7 protein-coding genes are annotated in these 16,905 nt (G+C 63.1%); 5 read left to right on the forward strand and 2 right to left on the reverse strand.

The features are described 5' to 3' along the window. Positions 1-7: 7 nt before the first annotated feature. The 3 genes from Q0743_RS24935 to Q0743_RS24945 all read left to right on the forward strand — a co-directional run bounded on the left by Q0743_RS24935 (position 8) and on the right by Q0743_RS24945 (position 2,739). A complete protein-coding gene (locus Q0743_RS24935; RefSeq protein ID WP_298244136.1) occupies positions 8-976 on the forward strand; it encodes an aldo/keto reductase in 969 nt (322 codons plus the stop codon). A gap of 129 nt (positions 977-1,105) precedes the next feature. Beyond that, a complete protein-coding gene (locus Q0743_RS24940; protein WP_298244137.1) occupies positions 1,106-1,921 on the forward strand; it encodes an ABC transporter permease in 816 nt (271 codons plus the stop codon). A gap of 65 nt (positions 1,922-1,986) precedes the next feature. Further along, positions 1,987-2,739: an ABC transporter ATP-binding protein gene (locus tag Q0743_RS24945; RefSeq protein ID WP_298244138.1), complete on the forward strand. Its 753-nt coding sequence runs from the start codon at positions 1,987-1,989 to the stop codon at positions 2,737-2,739. Between the two features lie 31 nt (positions 2,740-2,770). On the opposite strand, the gene Q0743_RS24950 is transcribed toward Q0743_RS24945, so the two are convergent. Continuing rightward, positions 2,771-4,285 carry an MBOAT family O-acyltransferase gene (locus tag Q0743_RS24950; protein ID WP_298244139.1) on the reverse strand — a complete coding sequence of 505 codons (1,515 nt, stop codon included), beginning with the start codon at positions 4,283-4,285 and terminating at the stop codon, positions 2,771-2,773. 3 nt (positions 4,286-4,288) lie between these two features. Further along, positions 4,289-6,493 (reverse strand): hypothetical protein, encoded by a 2,205-nt coding sequence (locus tag Q0743_RS24955; RefSeq protein WP_298244140.1) that lies wholly within the window; start codon positions 6,491-6,493, stop codon positions 4,289-4,291. Positions 6,494-7,316: 823 nt separating this feature from the next. On the opposite strand from Q0743_RS24955, the gene Q0743_RS24960 reads away from it, so the two are divergent. Together Q0743_RS24960 and Q0743_RS24970 are read left to right on the forward strand one after the other, a co-directional pair. Further along, positions 7,317-13,229, forward strand: a complete 5,913-nt coding sequence (locus Q0743_RS24960; protein ID WP_298244141.1) for a calcium-binding protein — start codon at positions 7,317-7,319, stop codon at positions 13,227-13,229. Then, the gene (locus Q0743_RS24970) at positions 13,220-16,861 is read left to right on the forward strand and encodes a tetratricopeptide repeat protein (protein ID WP_367184939.1); all 3,642 of its coding nucleotides are present in this window, start codon (positions 13,220-13,222) and stop codon (positions 16,859-16,861) included. The genes Q0743_RS24960 and Q0743_RS24970 overlap by 10 nt, the downstream gene beginning before the upstream one ends. Positions 16,862-16,905: the final 44 nt, after the last annotated feature.

Consider the following 16,905-nt stretch of genomic DNA (forward strand, 5'->3'; position numbering starts at 1 on the left):
CAAGCCCTTGCAGTACCGGCCGCTCGGCTCCACCGGAATTATGGTTTCGGCCATCGGCTTCGGGGCCTGGGGGATCGGGGGCTGCACGCCGGGCGCAACGTCCTATGGCGAGACTGACGATCAGGAATCGCTTCGCGCCCTGAGCGCCGCGTTCGATTGCGGAATCACCTTCTACGACACCTCGAACGTCTATGGAGACGGCCACAGCGAAGAGCTGATTGGAGCGTGCTTCGAGGGCCGCCGAAGCGACGTCGTCATCGCGACCAAGGCCGGCATCACAGCATCCTATCGCGGCTACGATTTCAGCCCGGCGGCGTTGCGGGCGTCGCTCGAAGGCAGCCTGCGCCGGTTGCGGACGGATTATGTCGATGTGCTCCAGCTTCACAACGGCACTCCGGCCATCGTCACCGGCGGCTCTGAGATCGTGGAGCTGATGCAGCGGCTTGTGACGGAGGGAAAGGTCAGGTGCTGGGGCATCTCGACGCTCTCGCCGGAGGATGCGCTTGCGCTGATCGACGTGGCCGGCGTCGGGTGTTTTCAGGTCAACTGCAACATACTGGACTGGCGCGCGATCGATGCCGGATTGCCCGGTCAGGCAGCATCGCGAGGCATAGGGATGATCGTTCGTACCCCGCTCGCCTCGGGATTCCTGGCCGGAGGCGTCGGCGTGGACACCGTATTTCCCGCCAACGACCACCGCAGCAGATGGCCGCGCGATCGGATTGTCACCTGGATAGAAGCCGCCCAAGGGGTTGTCGACAGCGTCGATCTGGCCGATACCCCCGGGAATCGGGCTGCGTTGGCGCTGCGATTTTGCCTTTCAGTGGACGGAGTTGCCACGGTGATTCCAGGCATGCTAACGCGTAACGAAGTTCTGGCCAGCGTCGCGGCTTGCGAACAGGGGCCGCTTGGGCGAGATGTCATGCTGAGCATCGAAGGCGCTTACCGCCGTTACGAAGCCCGGTTGCGAGCCTGACGTCTGGCGCAATCTTGCGAGGCATCGCAAGTTTCTTTCACACGGACTTCTGGTCCGGTCTGCCTGTCGGGTGCGATATTCCAGAACGCGACGCCTGACGCGGAGTGGTACACGAAGTTGGGAGTTGTCTTGGCCTCAACCGTTGTAAAGCCTTTATCTGAACCGCATCCGGTGGCATCAGCGATCCACCGGAATTTGAACATGTTGTCCAACGCCCTGAGCTGGGCGTGGCTCGACACGGTCTGCCAATATCGGCGCTCGAGGATCGGCCCGCTGTGGGAGACGCTCAACGTTCTCGTGATGTTGCTGGGCCTGAGCGTCGTCTCCTCAGCGATCTTTGGCAGTAGTATCTCCGACATTATCGCCTATGTCGGCGTCGGAATCATCGTCTGGTCGGCCATATCAGCGCTGGTCATCGAAGGGGGCGGCGTCTTCGTCAGAAATGCCGGATATCTCAGCAATTCGACCCTCGGTCTCGGTCTGTATGTCGGACGAACCGTTTTCAAGATCATGATCACCTTCGGGCATCACGCGATCATCTATCTGATGGGGGTCGTGTTTGCGCTCGTGCCGCTCGTGTGGACCAGCCTGCTCGCAATCCCCGGGATCGTCCTGCTGTTCGTCAACGGCTTCTGGGTCGTGATGGTGCTCGGCTTCATTTGCGCGCGATACCGGGACGTCGAGCTGATCGTGCGAAACCTGATGCAACTTGCTTTCTTCGTGACGCCGGTGTTCTGGAACTACCGGCAAATCGCCAGCAACCGGCAGTTTCTCGTCGAATACAACGTTCTGTTCTACTTCATCGAGATCATCCGCGATCCGCTGCTCGGCCAGGTGCCGCCGCTCGGGCACTATCTGACGGTTCTCGGGTTCACAGTGGCCGGCTACGCGCTCGCTTTTTTCGTTTACCGACGGATGCGCGGTCAACTCGCGTTTTGCGTCTAGAGCATGTCCAGCAGGCCGATGAGATCATGCTCGAGCAGCAAAAGATCATGAGAAACGGCTGACCCATGACTCACGTGCGTCTGAAGAACGTCAACGTCAGCATACCGATCTACGATAGCCATGCGCTCCGCCTGATCCGCCTGCCGTCATTCAGCAATGTCCGGGTCGGTTCCGACTCGGCAAGCCGGTCCAACGGCGTCATCGTCATTCATGCCCTGAAGAATCTCTCGCTCGAACTGGAAGAGGGCGACCGGGTCTGCCTGATCGGCCACAACGGCGCGGGCAAGACCACCCTGTTGCGGCTGGTGGCGGGAATCTACCCGACGTCGACCGGTTCGGTGGACGTGAAGGGGAGCGCGTTCACGCTGCTCAGCGGCAGCATTGCGTTGAACTCCGATGCGACCGGCTACGAGAACATCAGGCTGATTGCAAACCTGTACAACTGGCCCGGCGACAAATATCAGGACCTCGTGCACGACATCGAGGAGTTCACCGAGCTCGGTGTCTATCTGTCGCTGCCCACACGCATCTATTCTGCAGGAATGCAGGCGCGGCTCGCGTTCGCGCTTGCGACTGCCCAGAACCCAGACATCCTGTTGATCGACGAGGGCATCGGCGCGGGCGATGCGCACTTCCAGGAGAAGGCGCGCGAGCGCGTCAATCAGTTCGTCAGCCGTGCGCGGATCCTGATGCTGGCGTCACATTCGAAGGAGCTGTGCCGTTTGATGTGCACAAAGGCGCTGGTCCTGTCCAAGGGCGAGAGCGTCTTCTTTGGCGGCGTCGACGAAGGCTTCGCCTACTATGAGCAGATGAGTTGAGCCGTGAGGGGCGGTTCGATGTCATCCAGCTTCAGAACGTGAAGTAGATGAATTCGCTCACGCGATTGACCGCCACCACATTATAGGTGAAGGCGACGCCGAACAGCAGGCCGAGCGCCGCCGCCCAGCCGAGCGTCGGACGCCACGCCAGCCGGGCTTCCTTCGGTCGTCCTTCGCCAAGCAGGAATTGCTGGGTGTTCGGCAGCCCCCACACGATCGTCAATGCTACGACGAACCCGCCGAGCAGCAATCCGCCGGCGAGCCAATCGCCTTCCGCGCTGACCCCGATCGCCTTCAGCATCTCCGAGAGCCCCGGCGCAGGGTCGAGCAGGGGACCGTGGAGCCAGCCATGCATGCCCCTCATTCCATTGAGAACGCGGCTTGCTGCATCGAAACTCTCGGCCCGAAAGAAGACCCATGCGATCACGACCAGGAGAAACGTGGCAATTCGCGCCGTCCATTGCCCGACGACATTGATCTCGCGCTCGCCACGAAGGTTCCGCCAGGCGTGATTGACGAGCAGGAGCAGGCCGTGCAGCCCGCCCCAGGCGACAAACGTCCAATTTGCGCCATGCCAGAGACCGCCGATCAGCATGGTGAGCATGACGTTGACATAGCGTCGGGCCGGGCCGGACCGATTGCCGCCCAGCGGGATGTAAACGTAGTCACGCAAAAACAGCGACAGCGTGATGTGCCAGCGCCGCCAGAAGTCGATGATACTCGTCGCCTTGTAGGGCGAGTTGAAATTGAAGGGGAGCACGACGCCGAACATCAGGCCAAGCCCGATGGCCATGTCCGAATAGCCGGAGAAGTCGAAATAGATCTGGAAGGTGTAGGCGAGGGCGGCTCCCCAGGCGTTGAAGAAGCCGGGTGTTCCGCCGCTCGCAGCCGAAGCGAACACCGGCGTCGCGTATGCGGCCATGCTGTCCGCGATGATGGTCTTCTTGAACAGGCCGAACAGCAGGAAGCTGATGCCGAGCGCGAAGTTCTCCCAGGAAAAGAGCGCGAAAGTCGGGGCTGAAAACTGCGGCAACAGCTGATGAGGGCGGATGATGGGCCCGGCGATCAGATGGGGGAAGAAGCTGACGAACAGCGAGTAGCGTGCCAGCGACGGTTCAGCCTGCTTCCGTTGCCGGGTCTCGATCAGATAGCTGATCTGCTCGAAGGTGTAGAAGGAGATCCCGACCGGCAGCGCAATGGTCGGGATGACGAACGACGCCGAAAACAGCTGATCGATGCTGGAGATGATCAGGCCGGTGTATTTGAAATAGCCGATCAGCGCGAGATTGAGCGCGATGCCGCCGATCAACCATGTCCGCGAGCTCCGACGGAAATGCGCGACCGCGTAGCCGAACAGGAAATTCACCGCCACTGACACGAGGAAGAGGGCGAAGTTGAACAGGCTCGAATAGGCATAGAATGCGAGGCAGGCCGCCAGCAGGAACAACAGCGCCGCATTCGGCCGCCGTAGCCAGCCGAGCAGGTAGAAGCCGCCGAGGGCGATCGGCAGGAAGACGAACAGGAAGATGGGCGAGTTGAACAGCAAGGATTACCAACAATTCGCTTTGTTTTGACGATTCTGAACCCTTGGGGCTTGGGTTGCAGCGGAGATCTGCGTTGCTAGTTCAGGATTGGCTGCCGCCCAGCCCGCAATGCTCGCCCGGCTATGAGCGAGATGCGCATTGATGTTCTCAGCCGTGAGGCGAACGCCGAAATCCGGCGGTACGGAGTCCGGACGGCCATGGTCCAGGATGCGATCGAGTACGAGATTGCCGGCCGCATGGCGGTAATGCGAAAATTCCCAGAACCATCGCATCGGCGTCAGATCTGTGCGCTCCGGGACGATCTCGCCGGTCACCGAATTGGCGTCGCTGAAGTCCCACAGGGGGAACGGCTTGCGTCCGGCGCGCGCCGCTTCTTCTTCATTGATGCGGACCAGTTCGCTCTGCCAGAAGTCGTACCGGTCGGAGAGGCCGAGTGCGACGAAGAGTTGCCGGACCGAGCTATGTAGCGGCGTCATGAAGAGACGCAGGTCGGTATCGCGTTCATGGGCCCGCCGAACCAGGAAACGGAATGCGTTGAAACTGCTCATTCCGGTGTCGGGATTGCTGAAGCAATACATGTATCGCGGCGGCATGAGCCAAATGTACCACCGCCAGCTCAAGAGGTTGTTGCGGAAGACCCGGCCGTTTCCACCGTTCTTGCGAATGTTGCCGTCCTGCCAATCCCAAACGCGCATGCCGCGGCTGTTGAACGACACGGGCTCCGATTGCCCGCGAAGCGTTGCGATCGCGTCGTGTACAGCCGTTGTCGAAAAGACCAGGCGAAGCAGCTCTCCGATCTGAAACGCCGCTTTTCCGAGTGCTTGCCAACGTGACAGAAGTGCGTCCGAATAATCGGCCGCCGGAAGTCCACCCGTCAGTCCCTGCTTTTGACCGACGGCCGCGTAGTGCGAATAGCCGTCGCCGTATTCGCCAAGCGCCAATCGGACGCGTGCATCGGGATTTTTGGACAGATAGCCGGCTTCGTTCCAGCCGTCGGGCAGGAAACCGCCCATCCGCTTTTCCGCACGCCCGGCCGCCAGATAGTGGTGATAGCCGTTCAGAAAAGAACCTTGCGAGATCTGATACTCGACATCGCGGTTGACCTGCAGATATCGCCTGTCGTTCCACGCTTTCGGTATGAAGCCGCCCTCGCGACGCTCCACTTTGCCGGCGGCGAGATAGTGGTGATAACCGCTGACGAAGGTACCGCGAGCGACCTCCGCTCTCACGTCGGGGTTGACGCGCAGATAGAGTTCTTCGTTCCAGTCGGGGGGCGGGGTGCCATCCTGTCGGCCTTCGGCGCGCCCGGCGACGAGATAGTGGTGATAGCCGCTGACAAAAGTGCCCCGCCGAACTTCGGCGGCGACATCGGGGTAGATTCGAAGATACTGCGCCTCATTCCAGCCGGGCGGCGGCACTCCGGTCTGCCGTCCCTCGGCGCGTCCGGCAGCAAGATAGTGATGATATCCGCTGACGAAGGTGCCTCGCCGGACCTCGGCAGCGACATCCGGATAGAGTCGAAGATAGAGCGCTTCGTTCCAGTCGGCAGGCGGACTGCCCTCCAACATCCCGGCAGGACCCGCGGCCGCTTCCGCGCGGGCCACGTCCCCGGGGCCAGGCGTCGCGACGGAGGCGGGCGGTTCGGTGGCGCCGTCGGACCGGCGCTTTGCAAGCTCGGCTGTCAGAAAATCGGCGAAGGCCCGCACCCCGTCGCCGGAGAATCGACCCTCCAGGTAGGCCTGGTCGCGCGGAAAGAAGATATTGAATCCAAAGAAATCGAGGCCGACCACCGCTTGCTTAAGCGGTGCAACTGATTGTGCGTGGAGAAACGCCAGCATGACCTCATAGCTGGTGGCCGAAGGCAGGCCGAAGTTGAAGACATTCTCGCCGTTCCATCCGGGATGCTGCGGATCGAGCGCGACCTCAGCGCGGGAACTGCCCAAGACGACTGCGTCGGGCTTGATGCGGCGCACCTGATACGGCTTCACGACGGGGTCGTGATTTTCGTAGCGCGGCCGCACGACATTGATCCCCGCAATGTCCGGAGTTCCGAACAAATAATAGGGATCAACCAAAACGATGAGCGCACAGAGGGCGAGCGGAGGGACAGCTAAGAATGCAATGAATCCAAAGGTGAAGCGTCGAAAGCTGGAACCGATTGGTGATGCGGGATCGGCGGCCTTGCTGCTCGCAGAGACAAATGCGCTCACCTTGGTCGTGGCTCTCTTGGGGTGACATCGGAGGTTGACGCCAAACCTATCCAAGGACTCCACGAGGGTCAAATGGGCATAAATTTGCGCAGGCGCGCGCGATCGGCGCATTGCTTGCCTCGCTCGGGGCGATCATCCCGAGCAGGGTGGCTTCGGGGCGGACGCCGGCGACGGCTTGAGTCGCCAAGGGCCGCGTCGGCCTGGTCGCGGATGCTGGCGTTCGCGACCAGGCCTTGCGGTGCGCGACACCGGTTTCCACGTCTTCTCCTACGGCCTCTGCATGGAAGGTACCGTGAAGGAGACGCAGCGCCATCAATCAGTCGATCGTCGTGTCGGCGCGCATCGATGCCCGGTCGCTTTCGCTTGTCGAATCCGCGAGACCGTCGTTGTCCCGAAAATATTTCCGATCGTGTCTTGCTCTTTTGCATAGGTTGCGACATTCTGTCTATGCACATAGGGGTAGTGCATGGGGAATAGGGGAATGTTGGCTGGCGAATGTGAATGACGTTCCTCTATCATCTCGCGCCCGTCACGAACGAGGCTGAGTAGCAATTACTCGCCATAGTTCGCGCAGCGGCACATCCACTCAAACGACAGAAGCGCATCGCGGGAAATCCGGCCGGACGGTCTTTGCCGACGGTGAGGGATGCATGCGTTCAGAAATCTGTTGGGCGATGGTCCGTAGTGCCGGTCGGGGATGACCACATCGCGCGATGCGAGGGACCGATATCCACAGAGCGAACGCCCCCTGACCTCCATATCGTGGTGTCTGTTGCGTCCAGCGTGATCTAGACGATCCAATGCCGGTTCCGGGGAGGCGAGAATGCCCAATTCGACAAACGTCAGCAACACCACGATTTCACTCACGGACGGCAGCAGTCTGATCGTCACCGGCACCAACGATACGGTGCTGGTGAATTCGGGATGGGTGCAGCTGAATGCGCCCGGCGGCAACATCACAGTCAACGGGACGAACGACACGCTGTCGATTGCGAGTGTGGGTAGTTCGGCCGTGGTGAACGGTAGCGGGGCGGTCGTTACGCTGAGTGCAGTGGGCGACACCGTCACGCTGAACGGCAACAATGAGAGTGTCACGGTCGCGGCCGGGACGACCAATACCAAGGTGACGCTGAACGGGACGGGTAGCACCGTGTCAGGGCAGTCCGGGACGACAGTGGTTCTGACCGGAACAGGAAGCGTCGCGACGGTGGTCGGCGATAGTAACCTGATCTACGTCAACGGCACGAGCGATCAGGTCACGCTGGCGGGCACCAGCGACGCGATGATCGTGAACGGCAGCTACATGACGCTGAGCACGTCGGCTGTCGGCTACATGACACTGAACGGCACCGGGAACACGGTGACGCTCGGCGGCAACGGGCTCACCTTGAACGTGGGCGGTGTGAGCGACGTTGCGACCCTGACAGGAACCGGCGCGACCGTGAGCGTGAATGGTTCGGGAAGCACGGTCAACGTGAGCGGGGCGAGCGTAGCGTTAAGGAACGGAATAGTCGTCGGCGACGGCAACACGGTGTCGATGACCATAGGCTTCCCGAGCTACGGTGTCGTGAACGGCAACAACGAGACGATCTCGATCAGCGGCGACAATGCGACCATCACGGGGACCGGCAACAACGACACCGCCACGCTCAGCGGGACGGGCGATCGGTTGTCATTGACCGGCAACAACCATCTGGTGACGCTGAACGGAGCCTACGGGACGCTCGGGCTGAACGGAACGGGCGACGTCGTTCTGGTGAACTCGGTCGGCAACACGATCACGACGCGAAGCGCGGCGAGCTTCACGGTCAGCGGGACAGGCAGCTCTGCCATCATCAGCGACGCGGGGAACAACCACTTCGTGTCGATGACTGGCGACCAGGAAGTGGTGACCGCGAACGGCAACAGCGACACCGTTGTCATAAGCGGTAGCGCCGACACGGTCACCCTGACCGGCAGCTACGAGAACATCATCTCCAGCAAGGCCGCCACCATTACAGCGTCCGGCGCCTACGACGACATCACTGTCAACAGCGGCAGCGGAGCGGGCACCTCGTCGATCACTCTCGGCGGCGCGAGCGGGATCGTGCAGGCAAACTCCGGGACCACGCTGCGGATCTCGGCGACGACGGGATCGGTCAACGTCAACGACATCGAGACCATCGTCTTCGGCAATAACACCAACACGGTGACGATCGCCAACGGGACCGGAACCATCACCTTGGTCGGCGTCGCCTCGGTGACCGCTGCTCTCGCGGGCACCACCGGCAACGACACCATGACGGGGACGTCGGGCAATGACATCCTCGACGCCAAGGGTGGTATCGACAGTGTGCAGGGTAACGGCGGCGACGATGCCTATGTCTTCCACAAGGGCTATGGCCAGCTCACCATCAACAACTACTCCGCCAGCAACAACAACTCCTTGGGAACGCTGTCGTTCTTCGACGCCACTGTGCTGACCAGCGACGTGCGGATCTTCCGAGGCGGCGTCGGGTTCGGTGATCTGATCATCCAGATTCCGTCAACCGGTGACGAGATCACCGTGAGCGGCGGCTTCGGCAACAGTGCCAACGGTCTGCGGCAGGTGCTGTTTGCCGACGGCACCGCCTGGAACATGGGTTATCTCGGCGCCCATGCGGGCTACGACGTTAACATCGACGGCAGCGTCAGCACGATCAACGCGAGCAACGTGCTGATCCAGATGCCGGCCAACAACGCGACCGTAACTGTCAACGGCAACAACGATCCGATCGTCGTGACGGGTACCAGCGACACCGTGATCGTCAATGGCAGCAATGATACCGTGACTGCCAATGCGACGGCTGTGACGGTCACGGGCACCGGCAGCGCGGTGACCATCAGCGGCAGCGGCAACGCCGTCTCGGTCACGGGAACGAACGACACCGCGACGCTGGTCGGGACGTCCGACAGTGTTACGGTCAGCGGTAGCAACGCCATCATCAACACCACGAACGCCGTGACGGCTACCGTGACCGGGACGGGAAGTTCGGCCACAATCGGCGGCAATGGCGACATCGTGGCGATTACGGGGACGAGCGACGCCGTCACGCTGTCCGGAACGGGGGCGAGCGTCACGATCAGCGGTGCTGCGGCTGTCCTGAACGCCGGTGGCGCATCGATCGCAGTAACCGCGAACGGCAGTTCGGCCGGCATCACCGGCAACGGCAATAGCGTGTCGATCACGGGCAGCGGCGAGCAGATCACGCTGACCGGCAACAACGCGAGTGTGACAGTCGGCGGCACCAGCGACAACCTCACCATCAGCGGCAGCAACGCCAGCGTCAGTACCGCCAATGCGGCGTCGATCACGGTGGCGGGGGCGGCCAGCTCGGCAGCGATCCTCGGTGACGGCAACGCTGTGTCGATGACGGGGAGCAGCGATCAGGTCACGCTGACCGGCAACAATGCGGTCGTGACGATCACCGGCGCCGGCGCGTCGCTCGCCGTCAGTGGCAGCAATGCCTCCGTGACGACCAGCAGCGCGTCCACGATCACGATCACGGGCACCGCAAGCTCCGCGACGGTGACCGGCGACAGCGATGCCCTGTCCATCACGGGCGCCAGCGACCAGGTGACTCTCACCGGCAATGGCGCCGTGGTCACGATCAGCGGGGTCAGCGATAGCCTTGTTGTCAGCGGCAGTAACGAGACGATCACCACAACGAGCGCAGCGGCGATCATGCTGACCGGCAGCGGCAGCACGGCGATCGTCAATGGCGGCGGAAATACCATCTCGATCACGGGCACGAGCGATCGGGCAACGGTCACCGGCAACGGCGAAACCGTCAACATCGGCGGGAGCGGCAACAGCCTCGTCATCAGCGGCAGCAACGAGACGATCACGACGAGCAGCGTTGCCGCGGTGACGATTTCCGGCACAGGCAGCTCGGCAACCGTGACCGGTAACGGCAACGCGATCACCGTTGCAGGCACCAGCGACACGGTAACCCTTAACGGCACCGGAGACAGCGTGACGGTCAGCGGCAGCGCCGCTTCGATCGGTGCGTCCGCTGCGCTGGCCGTCACGATGACGGGCACCAGGAGCTCGGCCACCATCGGCGGCAGTGGTCACACGGTGACCATGACCGGCAGCAGCGATGTCGTCACTCTGACGGGGACGAGCGACAGCGTGACGGTCAGTGGAGCGGCGGCGACCGTGACCACCAGCAGCGCCACGAGCGTGACGTTGACCGGGACAGGTAGCTCCGCCACGATCAATGGCAACGCCAATACGGTCGCCATCACCGGCACCGGCGAACGCGCAACGCTGTCGGGCAGCAATGCGGTCGTGACCATCAGCGGTCTGAGCGACACGCTCGTGGTCAGCGGCAGCAATGCGTCCGTGACCACGACCAATGCCGCGACAATCACGGTGAGCGGAACTGGAAGCTCGGCGACGGTGAGCGGTAACGCCAACAAGGTGTTGATCACGGGAACGAGTGACCAGGTTACGTTGAGCGGTACTGGCGACAGCGTCACCGTCAGCGGGGCGGGTGCCTCGCTGGCGATTACCAGCGGCAGCGCCTCCGTCACGACGACCAGCGCGGCGTCGATCGCCGTCAGCGGGAACGGCGTCTCGGCGACGGTCGCCGGTAACGGCAATACGGTGTCGATTGGCGGCAGCAACGACGTGTTGACGGTAACTGGAAGCAACGCGATTGTGGGAATCTCCGGAACCGGCGACACCCTCACGATCAGCGGCAGCAACGCCTCCGTGAATGCGACCCATGCGGCGACGATCACGGTGAACGGTACGGCGAGTTCGGCTGCAATCACCGGCGATGACAACCTGGTGACGATTGCAGGCACCAGCGATCAGGCAACACTCTCCGGCAACAATGTGTCGGTGAGCATCACGGGCACCGGCGCCACCCTGGCAGTGAGCGGCGGCAACGAGTCCGTCACGACGGCCCATGCGGCGGCGATCACGATCAGTGGTACCGGCAGCTCGGCAACCGTCACCGGCAACGGCAACAGTGTGGCGATTGCCGGAAGCAGCGACGTGGTGACGCTGAGCGGTACCGGTGGCAGCGTCAGTATTACCGGCGCGAGCGCGACGCTCGCGCTGAGCGGCAGTGCGTCGGTCGCAACCACCAGCGCGGCAGCCATCACCATCGCCGGCACGGGCAGCTCGGCCACGATCAGCGGGGACGGCAATCTGGTCGCAATGACCGGTGCCGGCGAGCAGGTGACCGTCGTCGGTAACGGCGCAATAGTCACGGTCACCGGCAGCAACGATAGCCTGGTGCTGGCCGGCAGCAACGACACGGTGATCACGAGCAGCGCGACGGAAATCACGATTTCCGGCACGGCGAGCTCGGCGGTCGTCACCGGCGACGGCAACGCCGTCGGTATCGTTGGAGCAGGCGACAGCGTAACGCTGATCGGAGCAGGCGACAGCGTCACCGTGAGCGGCAGTAGCGCCGTGGTGAATGCGTCGAACGCGCTTGCCGTGACCGTTACCGGCGCGGCAAGCTCGGCAACGATCGGCGGCGATGGTCATGCCGTGACGATCAACGGGACCAGCGATGCCGTGACCTTGACCGGCATCGGCGACACCGTGACGATCACGGGGATCGGCGCCACGCTGAGCACGACCAGCGCGGCATCGGTGACCGTGGCGGGCACGGGCAGCTCGGCGACGATCAGCGGTGACAGCGACACCGTTGCCATCACCGGCGACAGCGATCAGGTGACGATCTCCGGTGACAACGAGATCGTCAGCATCACCGGCACCGGCGATACGCTCGTGATCGGCGGCGGCAGTGCTTCGGTCAGCACGGTCGCGGCAGCGGCAATCACCGTGGCGGGAACCGGCAGTTCGGCGGCCATCAGCGGCAACGGCGATACTGTTGCCGTCACCGGCACCAGCGATCAGGTGACGATAACCGGCGACAACGAAGTCGTCAGCATCAGTGGTGCCGACGATGTGCTCGTGATCAGCGGCAGCAATGCCTCCGTCAGCACGACTAGCGCGGCATCGGTCACTGTGACGGGCACCAGCAGCTCGGCGGCGATCAGCGGCGACGGCGACACCATTGTCATTGCCGGCACCAGCGATCTGGTGACGGTAACCGGCGACAATGAGACCATCAGCATCGGTGGCACCGGCAACACGCTGGTCATCAGCGGCAGCAACGACACCGTGATCGCGAGCAGCGCCGCGGCGGTGACGCTCGCCGGTACAGGCAGCTCGCTTACCCTGGGCGGTGACGGCAATTCGGTCTCGATCACCGGAACCGGCGATCAGATCACGCTGACAGGCAACGGCGACACCGTGGCAATCGGTGGCATGAACGGCTCCATCATCGCTTCCGGTACCAACGAGCTCTACCTTGCCGATCGCGGCAGCGGTCAGGTGACCATCGATAATGCCACCGCGCCGGGCGCGGCCGCGCAAGGCGAGCTGGACTTCGCCTCGGACGTCGCGAGCCAGGATCTCTGGTTCGTCCAGAGTGGAAACGATCTCGTTATCGATATCCTCGGCACGAATGACCAGTTCACGATCAGCGACTGGTTCGGATCGAACCCGGCGGCGGCGCTGGCGGAGATAACCGCGGGAGACGGTCTGCATCTCGACAGTTCGGTGTCGCAGCTGGTCCAGGCGATGGCGTCGTATTCCAGCGCCAATCCCGGCTTCACGCCATCGACGGCAACGCAGATGCCGAGCGATCCGAGTCTTCAGTCGGCGATTGCTTCGGCATGGCACTAGCTGGCGACATTGGCGCGGGTGCCGCAAGCTTCGAAGAGGCCGTCGATGCCCTGCGTGCCGGTCGTCTCGACCAAGCCGAGACCGCATGCCGGGCCATCCTGCAGGCGGTTCCCGGCCATCATGGTTGCATGAATGTGCTGGGCATTGCCGCGTTGTTGCGCGGACAGGTCGCTCCGGCGCGTGAGCATCTCGATCGGGCCGTCGCGCTTGCCCCCGAGAATGCCAGTTACCGCGTAAATCTCGCGAAGGTGCTCCAGTCGCTCGGAGCGCTGGACGAGGCGGAGCGGCATTTGCGCGACGCCATTCGTCTTGACCCCGCCGAGGTCGATGGCCGTCTTGGCCTGGCTCACCTGTTGCGGGCCGCGGGGCGGCTCGAGGAAGCTTCCAGCCAACTCTCGGAAGTGGTCCGGCTGCGACCCGACGATGCGGATGCGCGCGGTATCCACGCCAACCTGCTGCACGACCTCGGACGCATCGAGGATGCGGAGCTGCACTACCATGAGGCTTGTCGTATCAGGCCGGCATTTCCCGAAGTGCTCAACAATCTCGGCAATCTCTGCCAGTCGCGGGGACGTCTGGAGGAGGCCGAAACGCATTTCCGTCGTGCGTTGTCGTGCAGACCCGAGTTTCCGGAGACCTGCAACAATCTCGGCAATCTCCTGCGCGAGCTCGGCCGCTTCGAGGAGGCGGAGAGGTATTGCCGCGAGGCGCTACGGCTGCGGCCCGACTATCCGATAGCGCACAACAATCTGGGCAACGCATTGAAGGAGCGCGGCGTCTACGACGCCGCCGAATTCCACTACCGCGAAGCGATCCGCCTGAGGCCGGATTATGGCGAGGTCTACAACAATCTCGGCTCGCTGTTCGGCGACTTTGCCGAGCTCGACAAGGCCGAGCACTGGTACCGCCGCGCCATCGAGCTGCGCCCCGGCTATTCGGAGGCCTTGGCCAATCTCGGAATGACGCTCCTTGGCGCCGGGAAATTCGAGGAGGGATGGCAGACCTACGATGCCCACCGCAAGATCGAGCGGCGCGACGATCTCACCGGTGCGCAATGGAGCGGAGACGATCTCGATGGGCGCACGCTGCTGATCTATGCCGAGCAGGGATTCGGCGATGTGCTTCAGTTCAGCCGGTTCGTGCCGCTCGCGGCAGGGCGCGGACGCATCGTCTTCGAGGTGCCGCGGCCGCTGCTCGGCCTCATGGCGCAAATGCCCGGCGTCGACCAGATCGTCGCGCGTGGTGACAAGCTGCCGCATTACGACGTCCGTTGCGCGCTGATGAGCCTGCCGCGTTGGCTGGGCATTACGTTCGACCGTATCCGGGGCGAAGCGCCTTATCTCGCCGCCGATCGCGGTCGTGTCGCCAGATGGCGTGACCGTGTCGAGGCGTTGCCGGGACTGCGCGTGGGTCTTGCCTGGGCAGGAAATCCCGCCCTGGCGAACGACAGGCGCCGCTCGATCGCGCTTCAAACGCTCGCTGGTCTCGGGGATGTAGCGGGCGTCTCGTTTGTGTCGCTCCAGAAAGGCGAGGCTTCGGCCCAGACATCGTCGCCGCCGCCTGGCCTCAACGTGCACGACTGGACTGCAGAGCTTGCCGATTTCGCGGACACTGCGGCGCTGATCTCGACCCTCGACCTTGTGATTACCGTCGATACCTCGATCGTGCACCTGACGGGCGCGCTTGGCCGGCCGGTCTGGCTCCTCAACAGGTTCAACAGCTGCTGGCGCTGGCTGTTCGATCGCACCCGGAGCCCCTGGTACGCGACACTGCGGCAGTTCAAGCAGCCCGCGCCTGGCGATTGGGACGCCGTGGTCGCGGACGTCAGGACGGCACTTGCGGAGCGGGCAGCCAATGCGATGCAGCCGGGCGCCTTCGACGAGGCGCTGAGACATCACCAGGCCGGCGGCCTCGACCGTGCGGAGACGATCTACCGCCGCCTCTTGAACAGAAATCCCGATCACGCGTCCAGCCTCCACCTGCTCGGCGTCATCCATCTCCAGCGACGCGAGCACGCTCGCGCCGTCGACCTTATCGGCCGCGCGATCGAACTCGAGCCAAACGAGAGCAATTTCCGGCACAATTTCGCCAACGCCCTTGGTGCCCTCGGTCGTCGTGCGGAAGCAGAGGCCCAGTATCGTGCTGCGGTCGACTTGGACGACAACAATGTGGACGCGCATGGCGCGCTCGGCATGCTGCTGCTGGAAACAGGACGGCTCGATGCCGCGGAGCCGCATCTTCAGCAAGCGTACCGCCTCAGACCGTCATCCGAGGTCGTCTGCAACAATCTCGGAATCCTGCTTTGCCGCAAGGATGCGTTCGATGAAGCCGAGACGAAGTTTCGCGAAGCTTTGCGGATCAGATCCGATTTTGCCCCGGCGCATGCCAACCTCGGCAGCATTTTGCGGGGGCACGGCGCGCTCGATCAGGCCGAAGAGCATTGCCGCCTTGCGCTTGCAAGCGACACGAACCTTGCCGAAGGACATTTCGTTCTCGCGCAGGTGCTCGAGGGGCGCGAGCGCTACGAAGACGCGGAGCAGGCCTATCGCAAGGCGATCGCGCTCAAGCCGGATTTCGCAGACTGGTACAATGACCTCGCCAAGCTGCTCGTCGATGGGCGCAGGCTCGACGAGGCCTGGTCCCTGTTCGACCAGACCCTGCGCATGCGGCCCGATCACCCCGAGGCCCATTGCAACCGCGCGATCGCGCGGTTGCTGACCGGCGATTACGCGGCGGGGTGGGCGGAATACGAGTGGCGATGGAAGCTGAAGAAGCGGCCTGGCCGGCTCGACGACTTCGCCCAACCGGTCTGGAACGGCGAGGACATCAGCGGCCGAACGCTTCTGATTCACGCCGAACAGGGATTTGGCGATACGATCCAGTTCTGCCGGCTGGTTCCGCTGTTGCGCAGCAGCGGCGCGCGCGTCGTCCTCGAAGTGCAGCGGGCGCTTGTGCCCTTGTTGAAGGATCTTCCCGGCGTCGACGTCATCGTTCCGCGCGGCGATCCGATTCCGCATTTCGACGTCCATTGCCCGCTGCTCGGTCTTGCGCGTCTACTCGGGCTCTCGCTGACCGACGTGCCCGGTCAGGTTCCATATCTCGTTGCCGATCCCGTGCGGATGGAGACGTGGCAGAAGCGGATCCGCCACGTTGGGGGCTTTCGCGTCGGCCTTGCCTGGGCCGGCAGTCCGACGATGGCGGACGATCGCCGCCGCTCGATTCCGCCGGACCTTCTTGGGGAGCTTGCAGGCATCCCGGGCGTGTCGTTCGTCTCCTTGCAAAAGAGTGCTCCAGGGCAGGCGATTGCCGCACCGTCCGGCCTGGTGCTGCACGACTTCACCGACGAGTTGAACGATTTTGCCGATACCGCTGCCTTGATCGCCAATCTGGATCTGACGATCAGCGTCGATACCTCGGTGATCCACGTTGCTGGTGCGCTGGGGCGCCCGGTCTGGCTTCTCAATCGCTTCAACGGTTGCTGGCGCTGGTTGCTCGATCGCAATGATTGCCCGTGGTATCCGACGTTGCGGCAGTTCCGCCAATCGCGACCGGGAGATTGGAGCAGCGTCGTCGCAGAGATCGCGCGTGCGCTCGAGGTCGCACATGGCCCGCTCGCGTCCGCGGCAGAATAGTGCAGTGCAGGTCGATGGCACGATAAGATTTTGCGAAAGTTCCA

The organism is uncultured Bradyrhizobium sp. (assembly GCF_936943645.1).
Classification (GTDB): Bacteria; Pseudomonadota; Alphaproteobacteria; order Rhizobiales; family Xanthobacteraceae; genus Bradyrhizobium.